We start from the raw sequence: 23,288 nt of genomic DNA, 5'->3' as shown, positions 1-23,288 counted from the left end.
AACGCAAGTCCTTTCGTTACTGGTTGCGTGCTTTTATATTGCGGTCAATTTCGCGGTTCGCGTCACGTTTAGCGATGTCGGCGCGTTTGTCGTAGAGCTTTTTGCCCTTGCAGAGACCGAGCTGCATTTTTACCCTTGAATCCTTGAAATAAAGACTCAGCGGTATCAGTGACAGTCCCTCCTGTTTTAGAGTGCCATAGAGTTTATTTATCTCGCGCTTATGCATGAGGAGCTTTCTTACTCTCAGCGGGTCGCGGTTGAAGATATTGCCTTTCTCATAAGGAGAGATGTGCATACCGCGGACGAAAAGCTCGCCCTTGTCGATAGAGCACCATGAGTCCTTGAGGTTCACGCCGCCCTGGCGAATGGATTTTACTTCTGTTCCCACGAGCTCAATGCCTGCCTCGTAGGATTCGAGTACGAAATAGTCATGTCTGGCTTTGCGGTTTTCTGCAATGGTTTTAGTACCTTTTGAGCGCATTTTATCATCTCCTGTCTGAAAAAAATTATACACTATTGCGGCTTAAATGTCAACCGCAGAAAAAACGGAAGGGATATGAAAAATGTCGTTTGGATAATTGTGCCGTGATATGCCGGTATACGGCGGCTTTGCGGATATATTGACATAAATTGATTTTTATGATATATTGATAATATTGTATTTAATTTTCAGAAACAGAGGCATTATCATGAATAAAAAAATAATTATTTCAGCCATATCCGCAATCGTTCTTGCTGCCGGAGGGATCACAGGCTATGTCTGGTACAAAAACAGTCTGCATCCGGCTTACGGGAAATATTCCGCATATGATTACAATGGCATGGAATCATATATAACACTCGATGAAAAGAATATCACGTTTACAAATGTTGATTTTTCATCATATGAAAAGTCAGCAGCTGTTTATAAGGCATATAATGAAATAAATAACAGCGGAGATACTGAGAGTGAAGATTTTGAGACAAAGCATAAGAGAATGAACGAAAGGGCAAAGGAAATTCAGAAGACTCTTGATTATGATTCTGCCTTCAATGGTTATACATTTGATGCGACTGATTATGAAAAAGGGGATATGGGCGAGTTGTACCTGATCGTGTATGATGAAAAGAATGACTATGAGATATGGCTTGATGTTTATAAAGATGAAAGGGTAATACGCTGCGGAAGTGTAAGTTTTGAATACGAGGGCTGATACGATGATAACCTGCAGGAATGTTACAAAGAGATTCAGAAACGGCAATACAGAGACCACAGTAATAAATGATGTTTCACTGCACATTGAAAAGGGAGAATTCGTCGCGCTGACAGGTAAATCCGGAAGCGGCAAATCGACTCTTTTGAACATGATCGGACTGATCGAGGTCCCTGACAGCGGGACTATTGACATTGCAGGCTCTGATACGGGCAGAATGACGGACATACAGCGTGCAGAAATAAGGAACCATAAGCTGGGATATATTTTTCAGTCGTTTTATCTTGAAGAGAGGTACAATGTTTTCAGGAACATAGAGATGCCGCTGCTTATTTCTGACGTTCCTAAGGCTGAAAGGAAAAAGCGCATATCAGAATGTATGGAATATGTTGATATAAGCGAAAAATCCGGACAGCCCGCGGAGACTCTTTCAGGCGGTGAGAAGCAGAGAGTATGCATAGCGAGGGCGCTTGCGAACGATCCTGATATAATACTTGCTGATGAACCCTGCGGAAACCTTGATTCGGTAAATACTGAAAGGGTAATGGAACTGCTCAGAAAGCTGAGCGATGCCGGAAAGACCATACTTATGGTAACTCACAGCATGGAGGACGCACAGTACGCTGACAGGATAATAACGCTCAGGGACGGGGTCATAACAGATGAAGACAGGAAGTAGTTTTTATGTTGCCGGTGAAGAGATAGGAAACGAAAAATACCTTTTTCTTATATTTGGCATCATTGTCACATTGCTTTTTTCTGTTTCCGTAGCGGTAATGGACGCGGCAGTATATCTGCCTGAGCATATTTCGGGTGTAGTACATGAAAATATGCTCGACCGATTTTTCGTAACGGGATATACTTATCCGGATGATATAAAGGCTGTCCTTGAAGAGAAGAATATCGGGTTCAGGGTGGAAAGCTGTGATGCTCCTTTCCCTGTTGAAACAGTTTCAGGCAATGTATACGGCGGAGTAATGTTCCGTGACTATCTTAACGACAATGACCGTTCATTTATAAAAGAGCAGTTTAATGACGACGCTGCAGAGCGGGATTTTTTTGAAAACAGCTATGTTATGATCTCTGATGAGATGGCAGAAAAGAACGGACTCAGCACAGGTGAAAGCATAGATATGATATATCGCAGCAGAAATATTAAAAAGGCTGTAAGAGCGGAGATAAGCTGTATTTACAGGTCTGAGCCGTCAAGAGAGGAGTGCTATATCTCTGAGGGCGCTTTGAGGGCATTTTTTGAGGAGTTCCCGGATTATAGCTGCAATTATGAGATAAGTCCGGAGTCGCTCAGGGAAATTTTCGGTATGAGAAGCTGTCTTGAAAAAAACGGATATGTCATTTATTCGAAAGAGACGCTCCGTACCGTAAGAATGCTGTATATTACGCTGTATTCCGTAAATATGATACTGCTGATCGCGCTCGCTGGTTCGGTATACAGCTTTATGGACATATACCTGCAAAGAAGGAAGAAGTTTTATGCGGTCCAGTCGGCGATAGGAATGTCAGGCAAAGATATACTGAAGATACTGCTGAGCATATCAGAAATCATAGTCTTGATAATGCTTGTGGTCTCGGCTGTACTGTCGTCTGTCATACTCCGTATGATAAACGGATATGCCGATGGTATCTTCTCAGGTCCGGACCGCGTGACGGGTATCGCGTTTCTGCCTATTTCAGCGGACTTTATCATTGTGCAGTTCTGTCTTGCGGTAATAATGCTCAGGTTCAGAAAAAGGCTCAGAAACAATAATATCATTGAGCTGCTGCATGAGAAATAAGTATTCGGAGAACTGATATGAAAATATTGAACAGACTTAAAGCCGCGTCATATGATCTCGGTGCCAAAAGCTCCTGTTTTTCATCACTGGTGCGTTATCTTTCATTCATCATCTCAGTCATGCTGATAACCGCATTGATATCAGCGGGGATAACAAATTATTATAATAAGCTGATATACGGCGATATGTATGACTGCCGGTTCACGTACACACTGGAAAAGGCGGAGGAAGCGGAAAGTGATACGGTCATAAAAAAGATATACGGGATACCGGAGCTTTCAAAGCCCATTATAAGCGCGGTCGCTGATGTTACAGCCGGAAGCGGAAATAATATGGTCGAATATATTAATCTTGAACGTGTTACTCTCAAAACAGAGGAGAGTGAATTCAAGGGAAGCGATGACCGCACCTTCAGCTTCAAGGGGAATATCAGAAAGCACGCAATGCTTGGAGTGAACTGTTTCCTTGCAGGTCACAGCATCTTCAGTGACATACAGAAGCAGGTATTCGGATTTTATAATAAGGGCAGGGAGCTTGTAAAAGCCGGCAGAGAGATGACAGCTGTAAACGAGATGATGATGTCGGACTATATCATAAGTCATTTCGGGATAACTGATTACTCGCAGGTGCTCGGACACAGGATATCTCTGTGCATTGACGGTGTGCCATACATAACCGGCTATACGCTCACCGGGATAGTTGATTCTGATTTTTACAGGATACTGCCTGAGGGTTTGAATTATGATCTTGGAGCGTATACTGCTCAGGTACTGCTCTGCTGCAGCGCGGAGACTATCTCGGAAATGGGGGGAGCTCCCGTGAAAGCGGCATTTTATCCTGAAAATTACAGCGATCTGCCGGCGGTGATAAAGAGTATAGATGAACGTCAGCTCAGCAGTGAGCTGGATTACGAAGAAAGTGCCGGAAGTCAGTATCTCCTGACCTTCAATGTAAAAAGGCTTTCGGGATTCATCATTTTTCTGCTGGTATTATTCATATCGCTGGCAATGTGTATGCAGATAATAAGCGTATCCTCAAACGGTATGAAGGAGCAGGAACAGTATTTCGCAATGCTGAGGGCAATAGGCATAAAAAAGAAGGAGCTGTTCAGCATAGTGCTTATAGAGCATTTTATCACAGCTGTAGCGGCTTCTGTTATCGCGCTGGGATTGTCTGCCATTTTCCTTCTGGTGTCTGATATATGCTTTACGAAGATGCTCGGAGACGGCATAAATGTATCAGCTTTCCGTTTTGCCGTGATAAGTCTCAGGCTCGTGCCTGCGGCGGTGCTGGGATATATTCTGATAATATCCGTTATTTTTGCCTTTGAACAGCGCAGGACCATAAATGATATGCTCAGATAGCAATTTTGATTTTAACTCCCCGGAGCGGTATATGATACTGCTTCGGGGAGTTTTATATTACAAGCACAAAAGTATACAAATATGTCGGTATTTTGATAATTATAAAAAAATTATGCACTAATTTATTCAAAAAGTGGTATGACATTCATTTTATCCACCTATTCCTCAAAAAATCGGTTGAACAAATTAAGAACAAATGTTAAAATAGACAAGGAGAAGTGTTGAAAGCAGCACCAATATGTAAAAATGCTCAATACAGTATAAATTGAGCATGATAATTCATTTGCGTTAACGGGGATATGTTAGGCAAAAATAACGAAATTGAATTCAGGAGGTATTAAAATGAATTTAGGCAAAAAATGGAAGGCAGCGGCTGCTTTATTGTTGTCAGCAGCTGTCGTGATGCCGTCCGTGACAGGCGGTATCAGAGCACCGAAGGCAGAGGCGGCCGCGTCGGTGTCAAATCCTATAATATGGGCGGATGTACCTGACGACGATGTTATAAGAGTCGGGGACACATATTATATGGTAAGCACAACAATGTTCTTCAGTCCGGGCGCACCGATAATGAAGTCCAAGGACCTCGTTTCGTGGGAGATATGCAACTATGTTTTTGATACATATGCAAACGGCGACGTCCAGAACCTGAAAAACGGCAAGCACGATTATGCTCACGGACAGTGGGCGACAAGTCTTCGCTATAATGAAAAGAATAACAAATACTATGCTTTCTTCGGAAGCTATGGTTCAAATAAATCCTATATCTGCTCCACTGATGATATAGAGAACGGCGAGTGGTCGCGCGTTGAACTCAACGGTATGTACCACGACGCTTCTATCCTTTTCGATGACGACGGAAGGAACTATCTCGTTTACGGAGCCGGCGGAACCTGTAGCATCAAGGAGTTCAATTCTGATATGACAGGCTGGAAGTCCGGCGGACTCGAAAAGCAGCTCTTCAAGACCAACTTTGATAACCTTGCAGGTGAGGGCTGGCATATCCATAAGATAAACGGTTACTATTATATACTCGGTATCGCATGGCCGTCAGGTCACGGCAGACTTGAATTCTGCTACCGTTCAAAGAGCCTCACAGGCAGCTGGGAGAGCAAGACTCTTCTCGATTCGTCACTCGGCTCATACGGTGCAGGTGTGGCACAGGGAGGTATCGTTGATACTCCCGACGGAAAGTGGTACGGTCTTCTCTTTCAGGATCACGGCTCTGTAGGAAGAATACCCGTACTCGTTCCCGTTACATGGCAGAATGACTGGCCTATGATGGGAGTCAACGGCAAGGCTCCGCTTACTCTTGATATCGCTTCCGGTACAGGTACAGACCTTGCAGGCGACGACAGCTTTGACTATTCGTCCAACGATCTCGCTCTTGAATGGCAGTGGAACCACAATCCTGACAACAGTGCGTGGTCGGTAACAGAGCGTGAAGGCTGGCTGAGACTCAAGAACAAGAATATCGCTACAAATTTGCTTAACGCAAGGAACACCCTTACTATGCGTACTGAAGGTCCTGCCTGCAGCAGCTATATAAAGCTTGACGCTTCAAATATGAAGCCCGGAGACTATGCAGGTCTTTCGGCATTTCAGCTTATGTATGGCTGTATCGGCGTCCGTGTTGATGACAGCGGCTCAAAGAAGGTATATATGTCCGTCAACGGCGGAAACGATATTGGAAACAGCTCCGACAAGATAGTTGCGGAGCAGAATATGAGCGGCGACGAGGTATACCTCAAGGTGGACTTTAAATTCGCCAATGTTGGCTCGGACGGAAGTTCTTCCAATAACATAGACAAGGCTAATTTCTATTATTCATACGACGGTATGAACTGGAACAAGCTCGGTCAGGAGCTCTCGATGTCATACGATCTGAAGCTCTTCACCGGATACCGCAGCGGTATCTACAGCTATCCTACAAAGACCACAGGCGGTTATGCCGATATCGACTTCTTCGAGTATGAGCGTCAGACGTGGAACGGCTGCAACGGCAGCAAGGTTCTCAGCGGTACACCCGTTGTAATAGAGCCCGATGAGAATGGATATTACTTCCATAATACATTTGAGAGCGGCACAGAAGCATGGGCGGGAAGAGGTTCCGCAAAGGTCGCCGCTGACAAGTCCGAGGCTTATGACGGCAGCGGTTCGCTTTACTGCTCGGGCAGAGAGGCAAGCTGGAACGGCGCTTCAAAGACCCTTTCGTCAAGCGTTTTCAAGGCAGGACAGGAGTACAGCTTCAGTACAGTAGTAAAGTATACGGAAGGACCTGCTTCACAAAAGTTCTACCTTACTCTTCAGTATGAGGCTGACGGAGAGGTGCAGTACGATAAGATAGCTGTCGCTGAAGATGTTCCCAAGGGCGAGTGGGTACAGCTTGCAAATACGAATTACAGGATACCCGAAGGCGCTTCTGGTTTACAGATGTACGTTGAGACAGATTCCGAAAATTACAGCTTCTTTGTTGACGAGGCGGTCGGCGGTGTTGCAGGAACAGTCGTGAACGGACCAAAGGCATCAAAGGTGATCCCCGGCGATATAAACGGCGATGAAAGAGTTGACAGCTTTGATATGATAGCTGCGAGAAAGGCTCTGATAAGCCGTAAGTTCGCGGACAGCAGTGCCGAGAAGGCAGCTGATGTTGACAAGAACGGTGCATTTGAGACTGCAGACCTTGTTCAGCTTCAGAAGTTCGTTCTCGGTGTGACAAAGGAGTTCTCAAAGGCGGAAACTTCTCAGACCGATGACAACAACGGAAATGACACGACCGGCTATTCAATGGCTGATTATACAAAGCTTGTCGAAACTAAGCTTCTCAATAAGGAGCCTGATTCCTCACATCAGGAAAAGGCAGGAGTACAGTACGGCACTGTAAAGAGCGGTACATATTATTCCACGACCTGTAATCGCAACAAGCCTTACAATATCCTGCTGCCGGCAAACTACAGCGAGAACAGGAAGTATCCCGTTCTCTACGTTATGCACGGTTACTGGGAGAATCAGGACAGAATGATAACAACGGGAAACGGTACTATGTATACCCGTCAGATAATCGGTAACGCTATTGCCGAAGGTGAGGCTGAGGAAATGATAGTTGTGTTCCCGTATATATACTCCAGTGCAACACAGGCTGACTGTTCTGCGATGGATGACGCCAACAATGCAGCATATGACAATTTCATAAACGATCTTACAAAGGATCTCATGCCTTATATCGAAAAAACATACAGCGTTAAGACCGGAAGAGAGAATACTGCCATTACCGGATTCTCAATGGGCGGACGCGAATCACTGCTCATCGGTATGCAGCGTCCCGACCTGTTCAGTTACATAGGCGCTATATGCCCGGCTCCCGGAGTTACCGGAGACTTTAAGTGGAAGAGCGGGGAGGAGCCTCATCTTGTTCTGCTGACGGCAGGAAGCAATGACGAGGTAGTATACTCCACTCCCAACGGTTACCATGAGAGTTTCACCAAGAACGGCGTTCCACACGTATGGCATTACGTAAACGGCGGATATCACGGTGACAACTCGATTCATGCACATATCTACAATTTTGTGCGTGCGGTTTTCAAGGCATAGTTTACTGTCCGACAATGTGTTGATTTCCTCAAAGAGAACACCGCAGCTCAAATGTGCCGCGGTGTTTCTCTTTAATGACTATATATCGTTTACGATATTCTTTACCCATACATTGCTGCGTACCATGAAATAGCCTATCGTAACCTTTACTACTTCGGAGAAGGTAACTACTGCGAATATGATACGTATATCAAGGTCAGTGCAGTAGGCAAGCACTGCTGCAAGCGGTATCATGAGCAGCCACGTGAAGCCGAAGTCGAACAGGAAGGTTATTCCGGTTTTTCCGCCGCTCCTGAGAGTGAAGTAGCAGGCGTTGGTGTAGCTCCACAGAGGCATTGCAAGAGCCTGTATCATTATCATGTATGCGGCGAGGGAGCGGACGGAGTCTTCGGTATTGTACAGCTTCGGGAAAACGGGGGCGAGCGGCAGAGTTGCCAGGCCAACGATGGAAGCAGCGGCTACCGCGAAGAAAAGCAGCTTGTTGTCAAGGTCACGTGCTTCCGCAAGTTTGCTGGCGCCAAGTCTTGCGCCGACGATTATAGCGATGCAGGCTCCCATCTGAATGTATACTGATGAGAAGAGATTGGTCATGGTACTGGAGATGTTGCGAGCAGCCACAACGTCAGTGCTTCTTACGGAATAGCACTGCATTACTACAGACATACCAAGCGACCAGAGAAACTCATTCACAAGCATGGGTATGCCCTTTTTTGTGATGTCTGACATAAGCTTTGCAGGTATATGGAATCCGCGGAAAAGACCGGTGATGTATCTGTTCTTCTGAGGGTGGGTATGAGCCCATACTATAACTACCAGAGCTTCAAAGGTCTTTGCTATGACAGTTGCCCATGCAGCACCCTTTACTCCGAGTTCCGGCATACCGAATTTTCCGAAGATAAGGCAGTAGTCAAGGAGCACGTTTATACCAACTGCGGACATTGCTGCCGCCATGGGAGCCTTGGTGTATCCGCATTCACGTATCACACTGGAGTAAGCCTGACCGATACCAAAGGGGATAAAACCGATTACTATTATTTTTAGGTAGTCGAGACCGCTTTTTAGTATCATTGATGCCTGAGCCGCCTCGCTCTCCCTGCTTATGAAAAGCGAGATAAGCGGAGCTCCTAAGCACAGGCATATGACCGAGGCTGCGACGATTATGAACCCGCATACCAGCAGTCGGAAGCGGAAGGTATATTTCTGACCTTCATGGTCACCCTTTCCGAAAAACTGAGCGCCGAATATGCTTGGGCCCGCAACGGCTCCGAAAACAGTTACATTGAAAACGAAAACAAACTGGTTGATTATGGAAACGCCGCTCATAGGCTCAGTGCCGAGCCTGCCGACCATTATATTGTCTATAAGGCTTACCAGATTGGTAACAGCCATCTGCAGTATCATAGGAACTGCCATGGAGAGCACCATTTTATAGAAGCCTTTGCTGCCGATGAATTTTTTTCTGAATCCTGAAAACATATATATCCTCCTGTTGAATAGTGCTTATTATAACACAGGTCCGGAGAAAAATCAAGGCGGTGAAGTTTAAATTTTGCTAAAAAAGTCATGCAAGTTGTATTATTGTCTGTTTTGAAATGATATAATCAACTTACAGAATATAAATATGTTCATCGTGCACAAATGGAATGATGACGTAGAAGGGGAATTAAAATTTAAAATATCATGTCCATAATAAAAAAACAAGGCATGGTATAAAAGGAGGAATTACTTATGAGCATCCCACAGAGAGGAACAGCCCTTGTCATAAGTATTGCCGCAGCGCTTTCAGCGACGGGCACGGGCGTTCCCACAGGATCAGTCTGCGCTGATGACGGCTTACAGGCGGTATTTTATGTAAGTCCTGACGGCAGCGACAGCGGAGACGGTACACTTGGTTCGCCGTTTGCCACACTTGAAAGGGCGCGTGACGAGGTAAGGAAGATAAACGGCAGTATGACAGGCGACATAATTGTTTATCTTCGGGGCGGAGATTACCGCGTCACGCAGCCCGTGGAGTTTGACACGCGAGACTCCGGCAGAAACGGCTGCAGGATAAGATATGAGGCGTATAAGGGAGAAACGCCCGTTATCAACGGTGCGCAGAAGGTCACCGGCTGGAAGAAGTACAACGATAAGCTGTGGTCTGCTCCGCTTGAACGTGATACAAAGCTCCGCAACCTTTATGTCAATGACAGGCGGGCGGATATGGGCAGCGTACAGGTGCAGGCAAAGGGCGGCTACGGAGATTACTATGTTCAGGCAGGACAGGCTGACTGGGCGTGGGATTCGGGCAGAAAGAGCGACGGAATAGTATATGACGCCGGTTCAATGCCTCGTATAACTTCAAACTTTGATGACCTTGAGGTAGTAAACGGCACTACTTGGAATGAGAATATCGTCTGCTCACGTGATATAAAGTATGACGGCGGCAGTATGATTCTCCTCATGCAGCAGCCTTACGGCGCTATCGCTCAGACTCCAGGCTGGGGAGCAGGCTTCACCACAGGAGGGACTCATACTATTTACAATGCATTTTCATTCGTTGACAGCGAGGGAGAGTTCTTCTTCGACAAGACGGAGAAGGTATTGTACTATTATCCAAGAAGCGGCGAGGATATGACGACGGCTGATGTTGAAGCTCCGATAGCTGACGGACTTGTAAAAATAGCGGGTAAGTCAACGAGCGACCGTGTTGAGGATATCACGTTCAGCGGTATAACCTTTGCGAATACGGATTATCAGCTGACTGACGTTGCAGGCTCCCACGGAAAAACCACCTGTCAGGCAGCTCAGTGCTATACAGCCTTTGCTGATTCAGACTGGCACAGCAAGAAATACGAAATGGTGGATACTCTGCCAGCCGCTGTACATATTACGAACAGCTCCGGTATCAGACTCACGGGTAATATTGTAAAGCATACCGGCGCTGACGGTATCTCCATGACAAATGACGTAATAGACTCTGAAGTCAGCGGAAACTTCGTCACCGATATCACATCGAGCGGTATCACTATCGGTCATCCTCAGCATATCTACATAGGCGACGGTGACGGCAGTAACCGTGAGAAGTTCCCGTGGGGCGTTGAGGGAATATGCAAAAACGATCTGATAACACAGAATTTTCTCTACGATATCAGTGTAGTACATGGCTTCGGAGGCTGTGCGGCAATTACCGCGTATTTTGTGGATTCAGTCAGGATACTGAGCAATACAGTCGAAAAGACCGCTTACAACGGTATCCACCTCGGCTGGGGCTGGTGCAACTTCAAGGACAGCACTACCTGCCGTGACAATCAGATATGCTATAACAGAGTTATCAATTCTCTGAACCGTCTCCACGACAGCGGCGGTATCTATACTATCGGTCAGATGCCGGGTACTGTAATAAATGAGAACTATATCCAGGGTATCCCGGCAGGCGGCTTCGGGGCTCCTACATACGGGCTTCACAACGATGAGGGAACCACTTATATCGAGGAGAACGACAATGTTCTTGAAATAAGTCCAAACGTGACCTATACCATAAACTGCGAGGAGTACGGCGACAAGCACCACCTCACCATAAAGCGCACATACGCAACAGTGAACAAAATGGGCAAGAACCCGCCTTACAGCGATATAGATACTCCGATAGTAGTATCTGATAACGTATGGCCATTCAGGCAGTATAAGATATGTCTGAATTCGGGTATCTCGGACGAATACCGCGGACTTATGCCTGCATGGCTCAGATCAGCTGCGGACTATGTATTCCCCGCAAGCTGTGAGACGACCTGCGGCAGCAAACTCCCTGTAAGAAAAACGGACGGTACTGTATGGATAGCTCCAGACGGTACTGACAGCTTCAAGGCGGGAACTGACATGACAAAGGCAAACGGAAACACCGGTTCTGTAAAGACACCTTCAAAAGAGGGGGAGTACAGGATATACATACTTGACGCAAACGGAAAGATACTGAGCAAGTCTGAACATATTCTCAGACTGAGCGGAACAGGAAGTGCCGGCGAAGAGAATGTGATACAGGCTGAGGACTGTGATTACAATTCAGGTACAGAGACAGAGAACTGCGCGGAGGGCGGACTGAATGTTGGTTTTATTGAGAACGGTGATTACATCGGTTTCAGGGATATAGACCTCACAAACGCAAAAACAGCTGATTTCCGGCTTGCTTCAAACGGTGCGGAGGCTGCTATAGAAGTACGTCTTGACGCTCCCGACGGAAAGCTAATAAGCAGAATGGACGTAAAGGGCACAGGCGACTGGCAGAAATGGTCAACTCAGACCTGCAATATCGAGGAGACCGCAGGCAGGCATGATGTTTATCTGGTATTCACTGGAGAAGAGGGATATCTCTTCAATATAAACTGGTGGAAGCCCAACAAGCCTGATGAGGAGTATATCCCCGGCGATCTCAACGGCGACGGAGTTGTTGATATATTTGACCTTACACAAATGCGCAGAGCGGTTCTGAACGGCGACTCAGAGCGCTTCGGAGCAGCCGATATAAACGGAGATGAGGTCATTGACGGTGATGATCTCACGCTGCTCAGAAAATTCATCATGGGCGAGATAAAGTCTTTTGAATGATGATAGTATAAAAAACAGTCCGGAAGCGGTCGAAATGACTGCTTCCGGACTTTTCTTATCTGTATTCCACAGCATCGTCAATGCTTTTACGCGGTCTTGGGTTAGGAGCCTCGTCTGCATAGCCAAGGGCGACTGCGCCTGTGAGCTGAGCGGTCGTGCCGATGTAATTTACAAGCTCATTGTACGCATAGCTGGTATTTGCTATCCACAGAGTTCCGATACCGAGTTCTGTGGCTTTCAGCAGCATATTCTCAACGGCGGCTCCTATTGACAGGCTGTCGCATATTTCAGTAATACGCGAAAATGTATCTGCAGGCGCAAAAGGTGAACCGCCGTTGGTGTTCAGTACCATTATTATTACCGGAGCTTCCCTCATTATTCTCAGTGTGTTGAAAGCGTCTGAAAACATATTCTCTGAGTCCGGCAAACCTGAGAGCTTCTCTTTTGTTTTTATAAGCCCTTTTTCCATTTCTGCCAGAAGTTCGTCCTTGTGTCTGTCAGTGTATACGATGAATTTCCAGGGTTGTCTGTTTTTTGCTGAAGGAGCAAGGAGCCCTGCGCTTATTATTTCATTTATGATTTTTTTATCTACTGGCTGCGGTTTGTATTTTCTTATACTTCTTCTTTTGTTAATAGAGTCCATAGTATTCTCCTGAATAATTTATATATTAAAAATTATACATTGATATATTTTATTTGTCAATACCTTACGGATAAGAATATTTTTTTGTTGACGATGTGAGAAAAAAGTGGTATAATCATTAGGCATGAATGATTGGAAGGACGGTTTTATGGAAAAGGTCTGGAAATTTATAAAGGCTCAGCCTGTACTGACAATAGCATTTATTCTTGCGGTGGCAACGATGTTCATTGTTCCGCCTGACAGAGAATATGCAGGATATTGCAACAGGACTGTGCTTATCGAACTTTTTGCTCTTATGGCAGCTGTAGCAGGACTGCGCAGCATAGGAATATTCGATACTGCAACACGCCTGATATTGCAGAAAACAGGCACTGTACGCAGACTTGGAGCAGTAATGATACTTATATGCTTTTTCAGCGCCATGCTTGTTACCAATGATGTTGCGCTGATAACATTTGTACCGCTGACGATGCTTATATACAAGAATATAAATGACGGGAAGAGCCTGATACTGACAATTGTGCTTGAATCGGCGGCTGCGAATCTCGGAAGCATGATGACGCCTGTCGGTAATCCGCAGAATCTTTTCCTGTACGATAAATTCAGACTGACGGCGATGACATTTGTGAAAACGATGCTCCCTGTGGGAGCTCTCGGACTCGCCGCTGTACTGGGAATATCATTTCTTCTGCCTGCGAAACAGTGCAAGGCTCCCGAACGCGGGAACGAAAGGATACCTGTGATAAAAGCTGCAGTATATACAGGTTTGTTCCTGTTATGTATAGCGGCGGTATTCAGAATAGTGCCGGACTGGGTCTGCCTGCTGGCTGCTGTGCTTGCGATGGCAGTATGCGACGCAAAGCTGCTGCTGAAGATAGATTATATTCTGCTCGGCACATTTGTGTGCTTTTTTGTATTCGTAGGAAACATCGCGCGTATAGAGGCTGTAAGCGGTTTCTTTTCGCATATCCTTACCGGTAGGGAGATCGTAATAGCTGCTCTGCTGTCACAGCTGATAAGCAATGTGCCTGCGGCAGTAATGCTTGCGGAGTTCACAGACAAGGGAACGTCCCTGCTGCTCGGAGTTGATATCGGAGGCTTCGGAACTATCATAGCGTCAATGGCGAGCCTTATCGCATTTCAGATATATAAGGGCTCGGAGGACGCACGTGCAGGACGGTATATGACGATCTTTACTGCTGTGAATGTGTTTATGTTCCTTCTGCTTCTCGGCTTTCAGCTTATAATAATGAGAGTATGACCGGAGTGTCCTCAGTAACCGCCGTAAGACGGTTCATTGAGGACATATTATTTATAGTTCTTGAAGTACAGACCGCCGAACAGACTGAACATAAGCTTTTTGAGGAAGTTCACATCAGCCTTTGCGCCTGTAAGTATATAGTTTTTAGCAATGCTGTTCATACCGCTGGCAATGAAATCAACAATAAAGACGCGGCTTTCATCAGAAACATCGCTGATGAAGTATTTGCAGTCCATGAGAGAACGGTACTGTACATCGTAAAGGAAATGTATCATATCGTTCCGTACCAGCAGGGAAATGATATGCTTCTTGTCGATTATATATCGGCTGTACTCTTCACAGAATCCGCGGAATACTGCGGAATGGCAGGTAGCTGAACTCTCCTCAGGCATAAAGCAGCAGTTATGGCTGAGTTCGTAAAGTATCACGTTTTCCTTTGTACTGAAGAGTGAATAGAAGGTCTGCCTTGAGACCTGAGCTTCACGGCAGAGGTCGCTGATGCTGATCTCGCTGAATGACTTTTCCTCAAGCAGTCTGAGGAGGGCGTCTGATATGAGCTTCTGTGACAGAAGCGCAGATTTGTTGCTGCCTTGATACATGGACAAAATACCTCTCTTTGTAAAAGTTACGGGAACAGCATTGACAAATGTCAATGACTATGATAATATTATAACAATGGAGCTGACATTTGTCAAGACCATTTCAAAGAGTATATAACGGAGGTCAAAAAATGGCACAGGTAACAAAGGAAACAAAGATCGGAGAGCTTCTCCAGCTTGATAAGGACGTATCACCAATTCTTTTCAGCATAGGGATGCATTGTCTCGGATGTCCCGCTTCACAGGGCGAGACGATTGAGGAAGCTGCAATGGTACACGGTGTTAACGCAGACGAGCTTGTAAACGCTATCAACCAGAAGCTTGCTGAATGATCACTGAAAAAATATCACAAGATAAGCAGCCGCAGTTCATATTGAACTGCGGCTGCTTTGCTTTATACTATATTATGATCGTAGACAAGAAGAGTATAGTTTATTCCGTTTGCAACTGTTTCGGCAGTGCGGACAGGCTGCACTGTCTTGAAGAATTCAGACTTTTCAAGAAGATCATATTCGTAGCTTGATACGAGCAGGAAGTATTCACTCTGAAGAGGATCGTCAACATACCATCTCTTTGATGACTGATAGTGACGGCTTCTTACTCCGTTCTCATCTACTTCAACGTCGCGCACCTTTATAGTCTCTCCGCTTATAACGGTTATTGAGTTAGCGTTCCAGAATGTGGAGTAGCCCTTGGTCACGCCTTCTTCTTTCAGGAAGTCTGAGAGGATATACTGTGTGTTCTTCTTGTAATTGTCCTTTGGCATCTTGTTTACTGTCTGACAGCTCATAAATCCTGCGGAAATAACGGGTACTAAAAGCAGGAAACATATTCTCGCCTGATCTGCCTGTGTAGAGACAGCCCAGCAGACAAAGAGTATGCTGAGTATCATAGCAGTACCGATCATGGGGATTATACGCCAGTCAGCAGCCGAAAGAACACCGAATACATAGCCCATGAGGTTAACGGCAGTAACTGCCCAGTGTATCCATACCCATATACGCATCATTCTGCCCCTGCGGTCGTTGCTGTACAGCTTGTAGCAGCAGGTGGCGATTATGGGCATTACCGCAATTATTATGGAAGCCATTATGAAAATGATATTTGGTATGCCGCCGTCCTTGGTAAACATGGTGTTCGGCATATTTTCAACGCCAAGGAGCTTCATCCATGCCAATGGAAGGTTATGGATATGATCTATCCATGTGTTCATATCAGAGAAGGTGGAATTGGCGTCCTGATAGCCTGCGGTGAGATCACCGAGGCAGCTGTCGTTGATCTTTACACCTATGAAAGCCATGATAAACAGTATCGCCGCTCTTGAAGCGACTATGCCTGTTTTTGCACCGATGAGCTTCTGTTTGTTGTTTACGAACTGCTCTGCGATTATCGCGCATACGAGCGGTATAGTGAAGAGAGTAATGCCTGTGATGCCGTCCATGCCTGTCAGCAGCATGAATATGCAAAGTATACCGAATACGATAAGCTCATGTATCGTTCTTACCTTTGAGCTCTTTCCGTTTTTCCGGAGGTTCTTTGCCTTGACGTTATGGGCGAGCACCCTTGAATAAAGGTAGGAGCCTATAACGAGGAAGAGTATTCCGAGAGTATAGTATATCGTATGTCCCCAGAAGATCTCACGCATTTTCGCAGTTGACAGGGTAAGTGCCAGGAACAGAGCCGTGCCTGCAAGAGATATGGGCAGATTTCCTGTTACCTCCCTCATCAGGAGCACCATGAAAAGGGTCAGCAGGATAAAGAAGCAGGTCATGCCTATGATATGAGTTTTCATGCTGAGACCGTAGAAATGGAGCAGGGGTCTCATGATAGTATTTGTACCGAAGGGAAGGAAGCAGGCGTAGCTGAAATCCTTGTCGTAGAGATGACCGCTTTCAGCAGAAGCGTTCGCCCACATTATCGTATCTGTACAGTCTGCGTGGAATTCTCCCCTTGAGGTGGTAGTAACATAATAGCCTGTGGTAAACACAGCTCCTAAGAACAGGAAAACTGTGACCACCCATATTATCAGCTTGCTGAGTATGTCGAAGCGGTACTTGTCTTTGCTCTTTTCGGCGGCAGCCGTTTCAGCCTTACCCTCCGTGCTCTCAGCCGTACTTTCCTGAGTAACTGCCGCAGCTTCCGCAGCGTTTTCAGCGGCAGTCTCAGCTACTGTTCCGGCAGCAGTCTCCGCAGCCTCCGTGGTATCAACAGCGAATTCGGTAAGGTCAAGTGCCTCCTCCGCACCTTCGGTGCTGATCTCTGTAAGGTCTGTTAACTCTGCGATGGCTTCGGCAGCGTCGTTTTCTGTATCGTTGTTATGTCCGGTTTTATTGAGTTCATTATCCATGATAATATACCTCCGATAGAATTAGAGGCGCAATAGCTGCGCCTCATGTTATTGAATCATTTTTTGCTTTCCTTCTTGGTATAGAGAAGAATCTTTCTTGCGAAGAAGTTCCACAGGAAGGCTACGGCAGTAGACACTACTTTCGCTATCATCTGATAAGCGCTCGTTCTGTCTGCCAGCCAGAGCTTGAAGCCCCATGTTATCAATACAGTGATAAGGAGTCCTACAACGCCTATCGCCGCAAAGCCGATGAATTCCACAAGCTTGTTGCTTACCTTGGAGGTCCTGAAGACCCAAAGGGTACTGATAAGGTAGTTGACTACAAGACCGGCAATGAAGGAAAGGGAATTGGCAGCGACTGCGAATCTCTCCCCGAAAACGAACTTGAAGAGTATGAAGGAAAGTCCCCAGTCCACGACTGTAGCCAGTCCTCCCACGAAAAGATAGCGGAAAAACTGTATCAGAGTATTGTCCGTATCGCCCACAAACAGCTTCTTGAACTGTCTGTCGCGGAATATCTGCTTTATCTCGTCCATTACTTCTTCTCCTCATGGTATTCCTTTTCTGTATTGACGTTCCAGATAGCGGACTTGTCAGTGCTGCCGCTCTTTATAGCCTTTACAGCTTCAAAGGAAGTGACCATTGAGTGGTCTATATTGTTGTATCTGTGCTGACCGTTACGTCCTACACAGTAGAGATTCGGGATAGTATCGAGGTACTTTATGAGCTTGTCCATTTCCTCGTAGGTATCGAAGTAAGCGGGATAAGCCTTCTTGACCTTTTCCATGTGGGTATCTATTACCTCGTCTGCGCTGTCGATAAGACCGAGCTTTACCATTTCCTTAACGCAGAAGTCGGAGAACTGCTCCTCGGTCATGTTCCAGAACTTGTCGCCCTCTGTAACGAAGTATTCAAGACCTACCCAGACTGTATGTCCGAGGTCCTTTACCATGTAGGGAGACCAGTTGTTGTAGATCTGGAAGCGTCCCATTTTTACACGTCTGTCCTGAACATATACCCAGCAGTCGGGAACGATATTTCCAACTGTCTTCATAGTGGTCTTGTTCTTGAGCTTGAGCTTTGGAACGAGAACGCCGAGGGTCATATAGTCTCTGTAGGGGAGACCTGCTGCGATACGCGCAGCCTCCTCAGGAACGTCGTTCATGCCTGCAACAAGATCCTTGACAGGCATTGAGGAGATAACACAGTCTCCGCTGAGCTCAACCTCCTGACCGTCCTTTACATAAGTTACGCCTGTGATCTGATTATCTGAATTCTTATGGAGCTTCTTAACGGCAGCCTCCATGATGATATTGCCGCCCAGCTTCTTTATCTCGTCAGCTGTTACTTCCCAGAGCTGTCCGGGACCGAGCTTAGGGTACTTGAATTCCTCGATAAGAGAGGTATTCACCTTACGGTTCTTGACCTTGAAGAGCTTTCCGAAGAAGTCCTTGATGATACCTACCACAGACAGACCCTTTGTACGCTGAGCACCCCATGAGGCGTCTATCTCGCTGGGGTGTCTGCCCCACAGGTTCTCGGTGTAGTATTCAAAGAACATGGAGTAGAGCTTCTTTCCAAAGCAGTTGATATAGAAGTTTTCAAGGTTGTTTTCTGGGCGCTTGTGAAGAACGGCGCCGATATAGCTGAATCCTACCTTTACAGTTGTGAGCAGACCGAAATTCTTTAATGTTTCGGGCTTGAGCGAGATAGGATAATCATAGAACTTGTCATTGAAGAGGATACGTGATACTCTGCGTCTTTTGAGCATTACGCGGTTTTCTTTCTGAGGGTCGGGACCGCCTTCCTCTACATTCACGTGCCTTTTCAGGTACTTATCGTCGGAAGAGGGAAAGCCCTGCATAGGAAGCATATTGCTCCACCACTGATTGACCTCCGGTATCTTTGAGAAGAAACGGTGACCGCCCATATCCATACGGTTGCCCTTGTAGTTTACGGTTTTGGAGATACCGCCTATAGCTGATGTTTCTTCAAGAACAGTCACATCGAATTCGCCGGAGCCGTCTTTAAGAAGCTCATAGGCGGCGGTCAGACCTGCCGGTCCGGCACCGATTATTATGACTTTTTTCATGATGTATGATCCTTTCTTTACAGTGTCGTGATATTTATATCACGTCTGTTATCCTTCCCCATGATACTGACGCCGACACCTATAATAATAGACGAAATAAAAACCCGGATATTTCATATTGTGTGAAAAAACAGGTCCCAGCCGAAAAAGGCATGGTAATACGTCGTTTTTATAAAATATATTATATCATATTTTAAAATGGTAATCAAGAAAAAACTAACAATTTTTTTTTTTAGTGCATATCCAACAATTGTGAACAGCACAAATTGTATGAGTATACGAAGTTGAAAAATATTTTTTCAATATTCAATGGTTTTACGTTGAATAAGGGTTCATTTTGCCCCCCTTATGAGAGGGTGCTTCAAAACGGTGAGTGCCGGAAATGAAAAAGGCGCATATATATGTGCGCCTTGAAATATTATTTTTTCGTGCAGAATTCGACTTTTTCGCCGTTTAGTATCATATTTGTAGTCCTTACCGCGCACATTTTTCCGCACATAGAGCAGGTATGCCTGTCCGCAGGGGGAGTGCTCTCGAAGTAAGCCCTTGCTTTTTCGCCGTCAACGGCTATCTCGAACATCTTCTCCCAGTCCACCTCATGACGTGCCTCAGCCATAGCGTTGTCGCGGTCTGTAGCGTGTGGGACGCCCTTTGCGATATCGGCAGCGTGAGCGGCGATACGGCTTGCAATAATGCCTTCCTTTACGTCATTCGCGTCGGGAAGACGGAGATGCTCGGCGGGAGTAACGTAGCACAGGAAGTCCGCACCGCTGGCAGCAGCGATAGCGCCGCCTATAGCCGAGGTTATATGGTCGTATCCGGGGAATATATCCGTAACGAGAGGTCCGAGAACGTAGAACGGAGCATTGTGGCAGATACGCTTCTGCAGCTTCATATTTGCCGCTATCTCGTTCATAGCCATATGTCCGGGACCCTCTACCATTACCTGAACGTCCTTAGCCCATGCTCTTTCTGTAAGAGCTCCCAGCTCTATGAGCTCTGCTATCTGACCGCCGTCTGTGGAGTCATCTATACAGCCGGGGCGGAGAGCGTCGCCGAGAGATATGGTACAGTCGTATTCGCGGAGTATATCGAGGACCTCGTCATAGTACTCATAAAACGGGTTTTCATTGCCTGTCATCATCATCCATGCAAAGAGGAGTGAGCCGCCTCTTGAAACTATGTTCATCTTTCTCTTGTCTCTGCGGAAGGCTTCAACAGCGCGGCGGTTTATGCCGGCGTGTATGGTCATGAAGTCCACGCCCTCCTCAGCATGAGCGCGTACTACCCGAAGAAAGTCCTCGGCGGTTATCTCAAGGAGATCTTTTTCAAGGTAGCCGATAGCGTCATACATGGGAACTGTGCCTATCATGGCAGGTGACTTTTCAACGAGAGCCTTGCGGAAAGTGTTTGTCTTGCCGTAGTTGGAGAGGTCCATTATAGCCTCTGCTCCGAATTTCAAAGCCATATCCACCTTTTCCATCTCAACGTCATAGTTTTTTGCGTCACCTGAGATACCGAGGTTCACGTTTATCTTTGTACGCATTTTAGTGCCGATACCCTCAGGGGATATTGATCTGTGGTTGATATTGCAGGGAATGCAGACCTCGCCCTTTGCCACCAGTGCACGTAGCTCCTCTGCGTCTATGTATTCCTTTTCAGCGACTGTCTTCATTTCGGGAGTTATTATGCCCTTTTTAGCCGCTTCCATCTGTGTATGATAATTTCTCATTTTATTTCCTCCGGTTCTGCCGGAGCCGGAATGCCGAGAACGTGAGCCTTACGCTTTTTTCAGCTTCCGGCTCTCAGCATTTATTCAGTTTTGGGTTCTGCTTTGTTGCCTGCGCCTGCGAAGAGCTTCTTTGCTGCGATGCACAGGATAATAGTTGCTGCCATATCGGGCAGGGTGTTTCCAACAGGTATATCCTTTGTCATAAGTAACCTGTAGAGTGCAAAACCAAGCACCCATACGATACAGCTTATGATATCGAAGCTCTTGTCGGAGCTGTCCTTTTTGAGTATGAAATAGTCTGCTATCTGAACGGCTATCATAGGAGCGAATACCGAGCCGATAAGGTACAGGAAATTTGTTATATCGTCCATGGGGAAGAGGACGGCTCCCACAGTACCTATAACGGCGGCAGCAACGGCGATCCATTTGCCTTTTAGCTTTGAGAGTATGGACTCTCCGGAGATACCAGCCGAATAAGCGTCAAGGAAGGTAGTGGTAACGGTTGAGAATACCACTATAAGAAGTCCTGCGATGCCAAGACCAGCCTTCACCATAATCTGAGCGATATCGGATTCTGCTGTGAAAATAGCCGCACCCATGCCGATAGCGTACATCCAGCAGCTGATTATGCCGTAAACTATTGCGCTTACCGCTGTGGCAGCAAAGGGCTTTTCCGCTTCTCTTGTGTAGTCGCTTATGAGTGGAAGCCATGAAAGGGGCATTGCCACTGAAAGCTCAACAGCCGCGCCGAAGCTCATGCTCTCCTCGGATATGGGAAGCTCGCTGCCATCAAAGAATATGACCTTACAGAGTATAAGGGTGAGTATGAAAAGGGCAGCCATAGCTACAGTGTTTATCCTGCCGAGATTTTTGATGCCTATGAGTATCCAGAGTATGATTAGTCCGCCGATTACAAGGCACCATATCCATTTTCCTGCGCCGAATATGCCGTTTGCGGCAAGTGCGCCGTCGTATATCATTATTGCCGTCCAGCCTACGAGCTGTAGAACATTGAGCAGCGAGAAGAATATACCGCCCTTGCTGCCGAAACTCATTTTTACGGTCTCCATAGCGCTTTTTCTTGTTCTTCCACCGATAAGTCCTGCGAGGAAAAGCATGAAGCAGCCTATGATATGACCCGTGATCACTGCAAGGAGTCCTTTTCCGAAGCCCAGAGGAGCAAAATATGTTCCCGTGATAATTTCAGCTATGGAAACTCCTGCGCCGAACCATATCAGTCCGTTTTCGTATACAGAGGTGCGTTTCTGTCCCATTATTCCGCCTCCTCTGCAAATTCGCCCGTAAGCGCGAAGGCGTGAGCCATGGGTCCGCTGCCTTTCCCGAGGTCGAGCATAGCGGCAAGTGCGCCGGATATGTAGTCCTTTGCGCGTTCCACCGCTTTTTCAAGGGTGAAGCCCTTTGCCAGATTTGAGGCTATAGCGCTTGAAAGAGTGCAGCCTGTACCGTGGGTATTGGGATTGTCTATACGTTTTCCGTTGAACCATGTGCAGCTGCCATTGTTCCAGAGAAGGTCATTTGCGTCATTGAGACTGTGACCGCCCTTGCAGAGTACAGCGCAGCCATATTTCTCGCCGATGACCTGAGCAGCCTTTACCATATCGTCCTGTGAAGCTATCTTCATATCCGCAAGTATCTCAGCTTCCGGGATATTTGGGGTAACAACTGCTGCAAGGGGCAGGAGCTCTGATTTCAGAGTCTCCACAGCTTCCTCGGCAATTAGTCTTGCGCCGCTTGTAGCTACCATAACGGGATCTACGACGATATTCTCAGCCCTGTACTCTTTCAGCTTAGCTGCGATAGTACGGATAAGCTTTTCGGAGGAGACCATGCCCGTCTTGACTGCGTCGGGACGAATGTCCGTAAACACAGCGTCAAGCTGCATAGCCAGAAATTCAGGCGATACCTCCATTATACCTGTTACGCCGGTCGTGTTCTGTGCAGTGAGAGCGGTTACTGCGCTCATTGCGTAAACACCATTCATGGTCATAGTTTTAATATCAGCCTGAATGCCGGCGCCTCCGCAGGAATCGCTTCCTGCGATCGTTAATGCTGTTTTCATTTTCATTTCTCC

Annotated in this window: 18 protein-coding genes; 8 read left to right on the top strand and 10 right to left on the bottom strand. The window is 46.5% G+C overall.

The genetic code is table 11. The features are described from left to right. Positions 1-16: 16 nt before the first annotated feature. On the bottom strand, positions 17-481 hold the full coding sequence (gene smpB, locus QZZ36_RS06945) for an SsrA-binding protein SmpB (RefSeq protein ID WP_295078929.1): 465 nt from the start codon (positions 479-481) through the stop codon (positions 17-19). A gap of 208 nt (positions 482-689) precedes the next feature. On the opposite strand from smpB, the gene QZZ36_RS06940 reads away from it, so the two are divergent. From QZZ36_RS06940 to QZZ36_RS06920, 5 genes are all read left to right on the top strand, one after another. Continuing rightward, the gene (locus QZZ36_RS06940) at positions 690-1,193 is read left to right on the top strand and encodes a hypothetical protein (protein ID WP_295078926.1); all 504 of its coding nucleotides are present in this window, start codon (positions 690-692) and stop codon (positions 1,191-1,193) included. Next, a complete protein-coding gene (locus tag QZZ36_RS06935) occupies positions 1,177-1,872 on the top strand; it encodes an ABC transporter ATP-binding protein (protein WP_295078923.1) in 696 nt (231 codons plus the stop codon). The genes QZZ36_RS06940 and QZZ36_RS06935 overlap by 17 nt, the downstream gene beginning before the upstream one ends. Continuing rightward, a complete protein-coding gene (locus QZZ36_RS06930; RefSeq protein WP_295078920.1) occupies positions 1,856-2,986 on the top strand; it encodes an ABC transporter permease in 1,131 nt (376 codons plus the stop codon). The genes QZZ36_RS06935 and QZZ36_RS06930 overlap by 17 nt, the downstream gene beginning before the upstream one ends. Positions 2,987-3,003: 17 nt before the next feature. After that, positions 3,004-4,350: an ABC transporter permease gene (locus QZZ36_RS06925; protein WP_295078917.1), complete on the top strand. Its 1,347-nt coding sequence runs from the start codon at positions 3,004-3,006 to the stop codon at positions 4,348-4,350. A gap of 342 nt (positions 4,351-4,692) precedes the next feature. Then, positions 4,693-7,938 carry a family 43 glycosylhydrolase gene (locus QZZ36_RS06920; RefSeq protein ID WP_295078913.1) on the top strand — a complete coding sequence of 1,082 codons (3,246 nt, stop codon included), beginning with the start codon at positions 4,693-4,695 and terminating at the stop codon, positions 7,936-7,938. A gap of 78 nt (positions 7,939-8,016) precedes the next feature. Here the strand turns inward: QZZ36_RS06920 and QZZ36_RS06915 are convergent, their stop codons facing one another. Further along, positions 8,017-9,414 (bottom strand): MATE family efflux transporter, encoded by a 1,398-nt coding sequence (locus tag QZZ36_RS06915; RefSeq protein WP_295078910.1) that lies wholly within the window; start codon positions 9,412-9,414, stop codon positions 8,017-8,019. 252 nt (positions 9,415-9,666) lie between these two features. On the opposite strand from QZZ36_RS06915, the gene QZZ36_RS06910 reads away from it, so the two are divergent. Then, positions 9,667-12,522, top strand: a complete 2,856-nt coding sequence (locus QZZ36_RS06910) for a carbohydrate-binding protein (RefSeq protein WP_295078907.1) — start codon at positions 9,667-9,669, stop codon at positions 12,520-12,522. Positions 12,523-12,577: 55 nt separating this feature from the next. Here the strand turns inward: QZZ36_RS06910 and QZZ36_RS06905 are convergent, their stop codons facing one another. Next, positions 12,578-13,165: a nitroreductase family protein gene (locus tag QZZ36_RS06905; RefSeq protein ID WP_295078904.1), complete on the bottom strand. Its 588-nt coding sequence runs from the start codon at positions 13,163-13,165 to the stop codon at positions 12,578-12,580. A gap of 148 nt (positions 13,166-13,313) precedes the next feature. Here QZZ36_RS06905 and QZZ36_RS06900 point away from each other — a divergent pair, with 148 nt between their 5' ends. Further along, positions 13,314-14,426 (top strand): SLC13 family permease, encoded by a 1,113-nt coding sequence (locus tag QZZ36_RS06900; protein WP_295078901.1) that lies wholly within the window; start codon positions 13,314-13,316, stop codon positions 14,424-14,426. A gap of 47 nt (positions 14,427-14,473) precedes the next feature. On the opposite strand, the gene QZZ36_RS06895 is transcribed toward QZZ36_RS06900, so the two are convergent. Further along, the gene (locus tag QZZ36_RS06895; RefSeq protein WP_295078971.1) at positions 14,474-15,025 is read right to left on the bottom strand and encodes a TetR/AcrR family transcriptional regulator; all 552 of its coding nucleotides are present in this window, start codon (positions 15,023-15,025) and stop codon (positions 14,474-14,476) included. Between the two features lie 131 nt (positions 15,026-15,156). On the opposite strand from QZZ36_RS06895, the gene QZZ36_RS06890 reads away from it, so the two are divergent. Further along, complete coding sequence (locus tag QZZ36_RS06890; RefSeq protein ID WP_109725356.1) at positions 15,157-15,357, top strand: DUF1858 domain-containing protein; 201 nt, start codon at positions 15,157-15,159, stop codon at positions 15,355-15,357. A 62-nt stretch (positions 15,358-15,419) separates the two neighbouring features. On the opposite strand, the gene QZZ36_RS06885 is transcribed toward QZZ36_RS06890, so the two are convergent. The 6 genes from QZZ36_RS06885 to thiD form a co-directional block, all read right to left on the bottom strand. Next, positions 15,420-17,372 (bottom strand): hypothetical protein, encoded by a 1,953-nt coding sequence (locus tag QZZ36_RS06885; RefSeq protein ID WP_295078896.1) that lies wholly within the window; start codon positions 17,370-17,372, stop codon positions 15,420-15,422. 56 nt (positions 17,373-17,428) lie between these two features. Further along, positions 17,429-17,908 (bottom strand): GtrA family protein, encoded by a 480-nt coding sequence (locus QZZ36_RS06880; protein WP_295078893.1) that lies wholly within the window; start codon positions 17,906-17,908, stop codon positions 17,429-17,431. Further along, positions 17,908-19,464 carry an NAD(P)/FAD-dependent oxidoreductase gene (locus QZZ36_RS06875; protein WP_295078890.1) on the bottom strand — a complete coding sequence of 519 codons (1,557 nt, stop codon included), beginning with the start codon at positions 19,462-19,464 and terminating at the stop codon, positions 17,908-17,910. Before QZZ36_RS06875 ends, QZZ36_RS06880 begins: the two co-directional genes overlap by 1 nt. 418 nt (positions 19,465-19,882) lie before the next feature. Then, positions 19,883-21,196: a phosphomethylpyrimidine synthase ThiC gene (thiC, locus tag QZZ36_RS06870; RefSeq protein ID WP_295078887.1), complete on the bottom strand. Its 1,314-nt coding sequence runs from the start codon at positions 21,194-21,196 to the stop codon at positions 19,883-19,885. Positions 21,197-21,276: 80 nt separating this feature from the next. Continuing rightward, entirely contained in the window at positions 21,277-22,470 is a 1,194-nt protein-coding gene (gene cytX, locus QZZ36_RS06865) for a putative hydroxymethylpyrimidine transporter CytX (RefSeq protein ID WP_295078884.1), read from the bottom strand. After that, a complete protein-coding gene (thiD, locus tag QZZ36_RS06860) occupies positions 22,470-23,276 on the bottom strand; it encodes a bifunctional hydroxymethylpyrimidine kinase/phosphomethylpyrimidine kinase (RefSeq protein WP_295078881.1) in 807 nt (268 codons plus the stop codon). The genes cytX and thiD overlap by 1 nt, the downstream gene beginning before the upstream one ends. Positions 23,277-23,288: the final 12 nt, after the last annotated feature.

This window comes from Ruminococcus sp. (genome assembly GCF_016287535.1).
Lineage (GTDB): Bacteria > Bacillota > Clostridia > Oscillospirales > Ruminococcaceae > Ruminococcus.
The sequence above is the reverse complement of the archived record's forward strand: the minus strand, read 5'-3'. Positions and strand labels throughout refer to the sequence as shown.

Bases quoted from the DNA above. Each gene is read 5' to 3' on its own strand.
- QZZ36_RS06915 (WP_295078910.1), bottom strand. From the start codon at position 9,414: ATGTTTTCAGGATTCAGAAAAAAATTCATCGGCAGCAAAGGCTTCTAT.
- smpB (WP_295078929.1), bottom strand. From the start codon at position 481: ATGCGCTCAAAAGGTACTAAAACCATTGCAGAAAACCGCAAAGCCAGA.
- QZZ36_RS06895 (WP_295078971.1), bottom strand. From the start codon at position 15,025: ATGTATCAAGGCAGCAACAAATCTGCGCTTCTGTCACAGAAGCTCATA.
- QZZ36_RS06905 (WP_295078904.1), bottom strand. From the start codon at position 13,165: ATGGACTCTATTAACAAAAGAAGAAGTATAAGAAAATACAAACCGCAG.
- QZZ36_RS06890 (WP_109725356.1), top strand. From the start codon at position 15,157: ATGGCACAGGTAACAAAGGAAACAAAGATCGGAGAGCTTCTCCAGCTT.
- QZZ36_RS06880 (WP_295078893.1), bottom strand. From the start codon at position 17,908: ATGGACGAGATAAAGCAGATATTCCGCGACAGACAGTTCAAGAAGCTG.
- cytX (WP_295078884.1), bottom strand. From the start codon at position 22,470: ATGGGACAGAAACGCACCTCTGTATACGAAAACGGACTGATATGGTTC.
- QZZ36_RS06920 (WP_295078913.1), top strand. From the start codon at position 4,693: ATGAATTTAGGCAAAAAATGGAAGGCAGCGGCTGCTTTATTGTTGTCA.
- QZZ36_RS06875 (WP_295078890.1), bottom strand. From the start codon at position 19,464: ATGAAAAAAGTCATAATAATCGGTGCCGGACCGGCAGGTCTGACCGCC.
- QZZ36_RS06925 (WP_295078917.1), top strand. From the start codon at position 3,004: ATGAAAATATTGAACAGACTTAAAGCCGCGTCATATGATCTCGGTGCC.
- QZZ36_RS06910 (WP_295078907.1), top strand. From the start codon at position 9,667: ATGAGCATCCCACAGAGAGGAACAGCCCTTGTCATAAGTATTGCCGCA.
- thiC (WP_295078887.1), bottom strand. From the start codon at position 21,196: ATGAGAAATTATCATACACAGATGGAAGCGGCTAAAAAGGGCATAATA.
- QZZ36_RS06885 (WP_295078896.1), bottom strand. From the start codon at position 17,372: ATGGATAATGAACTCAATAAAACCGGACATAACAACGATACAGAAAAC.
- QZZ36_RS06900 (WP_295078901.1), top strand. From the start codon at position 13,314: ATGGAAAAGGTCTGGAAATTTATAAAGGCTCAGCCTGTACTGACAATA.
- QZZ36_RS06930 (WP_295078920.1), top strand. From the start codon at position 1,856: ATGAAGACAGGAAGTAGTTTTTATGTTGCCGGTGAAGAGATAGGAAAC.
- QZZ36_RS06940 (WP_295078926.1), top strand. From the start codon at position 690: ATGAATAAAAAAATAATTATTTCAGCCATATCCGCAATCGTTCTTGCT.
- thiD (WP_295078881.1), bottom strand. From the start codon at position 23,276: ATGAAAACAGCATTAACGATCGCAGGAAGCGATTCCTGCGGAGGCGCC.